Source organism: Nostoc sp. (assembly GCF_041747015.1).
Lineage (GTDB): Bacteria > Cyanobacteriota > Cyanobacteriia > Cyanobacteriales > Nostocaceae > Nostoc.
This window is the reverse complement of the sequence record NZ_JBGTFY010000026.1, coordinates 1-3,592: the sequence shown is the minus strand read 5'-3', so window position 1 is coordinate 3,592 and position 3,592 is coordinate 1. Positions and strand designations below refer to the sequence as shown.

The following is a 3,592-nucleotide window of genomic DNA, read 5'->3' as shown; positions in this document are numbered from 1 at the left end:
TACTTCATCAAGAATTTTTACTATTTGTGTAAGCCAATTTAGCGCTAAAGCTTGAGATATTTTTCCGTTAGCTTCCACCCATTGTTCTAAGTTCTGTCCCTCAAATTTCTGCATGACCAAGCAATGCAGTTTCCTGTAACTCTTGTTGGGAACAAAGCTAAATAAATCGTCTATAACTCTAGGGATACCTGGATGGTTGAACAGTTGAAGTGTCAGTGTTTCTCGCTCCAGTAACTCAATTTCTTTAGATTCCTGCGATTTCAGCACTTTCATCACTTTGTGGATTCCATTATCGTCTACCTCAAAAATTTCTGTATTATAACGGAAGTCCAGAGGGCGTAATGGCTTAACCAAACGGAACCTCTGGTTAATCAGCAATTCCGTTCCACAATAAAGGCATCTCTCCCTGTCGTCAGGATTCTGGCGCTGTTTACACTTAGGATTTATACAGTAGCTCACACATTAAAATTAGTAAAATAATTAAGCTGATTTAGCACTTTGAAATCCATCCCGGTATTCTTTAGAAGTATGCATAGAAATATATTTTCTCACTTGAGGCTGTAAAGTCAGTAATATTTCTTTTTCAGCACTGATTTTTTGTTCAATTAAAGAGCGTTCATCTAAAGCCTCTAAAGCCTCAATTATTTCCGTGGTTGTTAGAGAATTTTTTTGTTTTTCTTTCAATTGCTTCAGCAGTTGATTAAAGGGAATTGAGTCAACTGGAAATACAGTTGGTGCTTCTGCTAAATAAATCAAAATATCTTTCTCTAATGCAGTTAAACGACCATTACTTTTAAACATTTTTTCTAAACTTTCTTGAAACATATCTGTCATTAATGTCGTTTTATATTTTAAAAATTTCTCTACACTTCCACCAAAAAAGTTTTTAATCCTCTTGGCAACCATTTCTAGAGATAAAGGATTCCCACGATAAATTTCAACTAAGTCTCCCCATTTATCCTCGTCAGTTAAACCTTTAGTTTGGAGAATTAGTAGCGCTTCCTTTCCCACTAATCCCTCGACCCTCATACTTCTAGCTGGCTGACCCTTGTGTTGCAAACGAGTAATGTCAATGAATGGTTCACGGCTAGTTAGTACTACACAACTTTGATGCTGTTTCTCTATTATGCTTCTAAAGAATCCTCCATAGTCTGCATATTTATTGCCATAAGGATTAGAATCAGTATTCCTATCTCCCTGCAATAAAGCCTCTGCTGAATCCAAAACCACCAAGTAGCGACGTAATTGTAGTTGTTCAAAAAACATTAAAGCCTTGTCTTGAGTTGAGTCGGGTAAGTCTAGCTTCTGATTTTCTGAATCAGCCAGAAGCTTAAGGAGATCGGCAAGCAACTCTGGAAGTAACGGGCTAGAGGAAACTGACTTCCAAATAAAACCATCAAATTCAACTGACGCCACACGCATAACTTCAATCAATTTAGCGATTAAAGCGCTTTTACCTATTCCTGGCTGGCCTATAAGTGCTACACAACGTTCCTGAGTTACTAATTCTTTTAACATGGACATCTCAGGTGTCCGACCGTAAAACTTAGATACGTTAGGCAGATGTCCCCCAATAACGGCTAGGCCAGTAGGTGCTTGATCCGAAATGCCTGAGCCAAGATCAAGCATTTGTTCTTCTAAAATGCGACGCAACCGTTTCTTTGTAACTTTTTCTCCGTTCCCCAGTATCCCTGTCAACAACACCCACAACTTAGGTGCTACACGACGCTGCAAAAAATCAAAGTTACAAGGTACGTTCTCCGCTATCTCCTTATAATCTAGATCGAGCCAAGCAGCCTCAATTACAATTTTTTCTGCCTTCTCTAGCCACCTGCCTTCTTTTGCAAACACTAAGTCATCTATCACTTTGACAACTTCTTTAACATCCACCTTTTTACAAACTCCTTTACGTGTTGCTTAAAGATCAGCATTTCCAGTTTTACAGGCAATTTCAACTCTAGCAAAAAGTTAAGACTTTTTGCTAGATGCCATGTTAAATACATATATTAAATTTGGTAGTGCAATAAGGTAGTGTAAGGTTGGTAAAATGACCAAATAATCAACTCTGTTTTAATCATAGAATACCCCATGTGTAGTCGTCACAAGACCTACAAGCACGGAAAAACCAGCAAGAGTAGCCAACGTTAGTACTGCCCTATTTGTAGGCAGACTTTCACCAAAACCTTTAATAGTCTCTATTACCGAACACAAGTTAAACGTGAAAAATCCCCATACATAGTACTATAAACCCGCAGTGAAGGCAGTAGTCTCAAAGGCAGGGCACCCGCATCATATCAATAAGCAAAGTCTATTCTCAATAGATTCAGAAATAATGTCATTAACTCTTGCTTATTGCGAAAAGTTTAGGCGATCGCTTTGGGACTTAAAAAATAATTAAACGTGAAATCCTGATTTTTTCGTTGGTTCTTAACCTTCGTTGTGATCTAGAGTAATTTAGATGTGTTTGCCCTAGTCTCAAAGGGGTAGTTGTACCTTACACTTTGCTGATATACTACGGGAGATTTTCGGTTTATCAGAGACTTTTTATCCAATTTTGACCCCTAAGTCAAAACTTAATGAGATCACAAACAACCAAAAGTTCTGTATGATCAGGTTTATACCTAGTTAAAGAGGAAGAGGCAAGTGAATCCACGGCAGTACCAAAATTTAAAGGACAAAGCACTACTAAGGAGTAGCCCTTTGTCCTAAAGTCAAACAGTTTCATATTTTCAGAGCGGGGGTTGATCTCGAAGGAACAAAAGAAGTGGTCTTTAAAGTTTGGCGACCGAAACGACTACTAAATTTGTCCGAGAGTATAATCCGCGCTGCTTTCCCTACTATACAGGGTATTTCACCAGAACGGCGATTTTTTGGTGGTGTGTTTTTGGCTGTTTAAATTCTTGATGGTGAAATGTTAAATTTAATTAAGAAAGATTGAGAATTTCATAGCAAAAATCCGTAGCAGCGCGAATAACAGTTACCAGTCAGAGTCTTTGATAACTATTGACTGATAACTGATGCAACCCCCTCTGAGCTTGTCAACCAAGTAATCAGGGGAAAATATCGTGATAAATAGCAAACCCAAGAGCGCAGTATTTGTTGAGCGCATGGGGTGTGATAGTCCAGCTTTGGCACAGCAACTTTATGCTGTAGCGTCGGGTAATTTCAGGAATATCCTCTCTAGAGCGAAAGTTTCGCAGATTGAAAGAGTTTTCTCCAAGGAATTCCAGGGGGAGAGCAGATGAAATTACGCCCAACAGAATATCCAAACAATCTCACGGCTGCCGAATACCATGAGCTAACAGTTGGTAGTGCGATTCATCCGGCACTGATTGAGCGCAACTTCTTCCACATAGAGGGAGAAACAATTTACGATTACCTGTTCATCTCCGACAAAATCCCTCGGAAAAATGCCGGTCGAGTCACGGACGGCTATATCAAAAGGTATGATCATCTATTATTGGGTGGCACATGGATTCAATCTCTTGACCCGTTCAAAAACTGGGAACCAATGGAGTGGGGACGGATTAAGCCTAACTTCCCTCGCATTGATTGGGAGAAAGGTAAACCCGTCAAATACGAGTCACCACCC

The 3,592-nt window shown here is 39.3% G+C and carries 1 protein-coding gene and 3 pseudogenes; 1 reads left to right on the top strand and 3 read right to left on the bottom strand.

Annotation, left to right across the window (positions count from 1 at the left end):
- The 3 genes and pseudogenes from ACEW80_RS02000 to ACEW80_RS01990 form a co-directional block, all read right to left on the bottom strand.
- Positions 1-354: pseudogene (locus ACEW80_RS02000) on the bottom strand (protein kinase); the annotation flags it as partial.
- Positions 355-387: 33 nt separating this feature from the next.
- Positions 388-459, bottom strand: a pseudogene (locus tag ACEW80_RS01995) (4-Cys prefix domain-containing protein); the annotation flags it as partial.
- Positions 460-480: 21 nt separating this feature from the next.
- Positions 481-1,890, bottom strand: coding sequence for an NB-ARC domain-containing protein (locus ACEW80_RS01990; RefSeq protein ID WP_373524990.1), 1,410 nt, complete (start codon positions 1,888-1,890; stop codon positions 481-483).
- Between the two features lie 1,351 nt (positions 1,891-3,241).
- Here ACEW80_RS01990 and ACEW80_RS01985 point away from each other — a divergent pair.
- Positions 3,242-3,592: pseudogene (locus ACEW80_RS01985) on the top strand (bifunctional DNA primase/helicase); the annotation flags it as partial.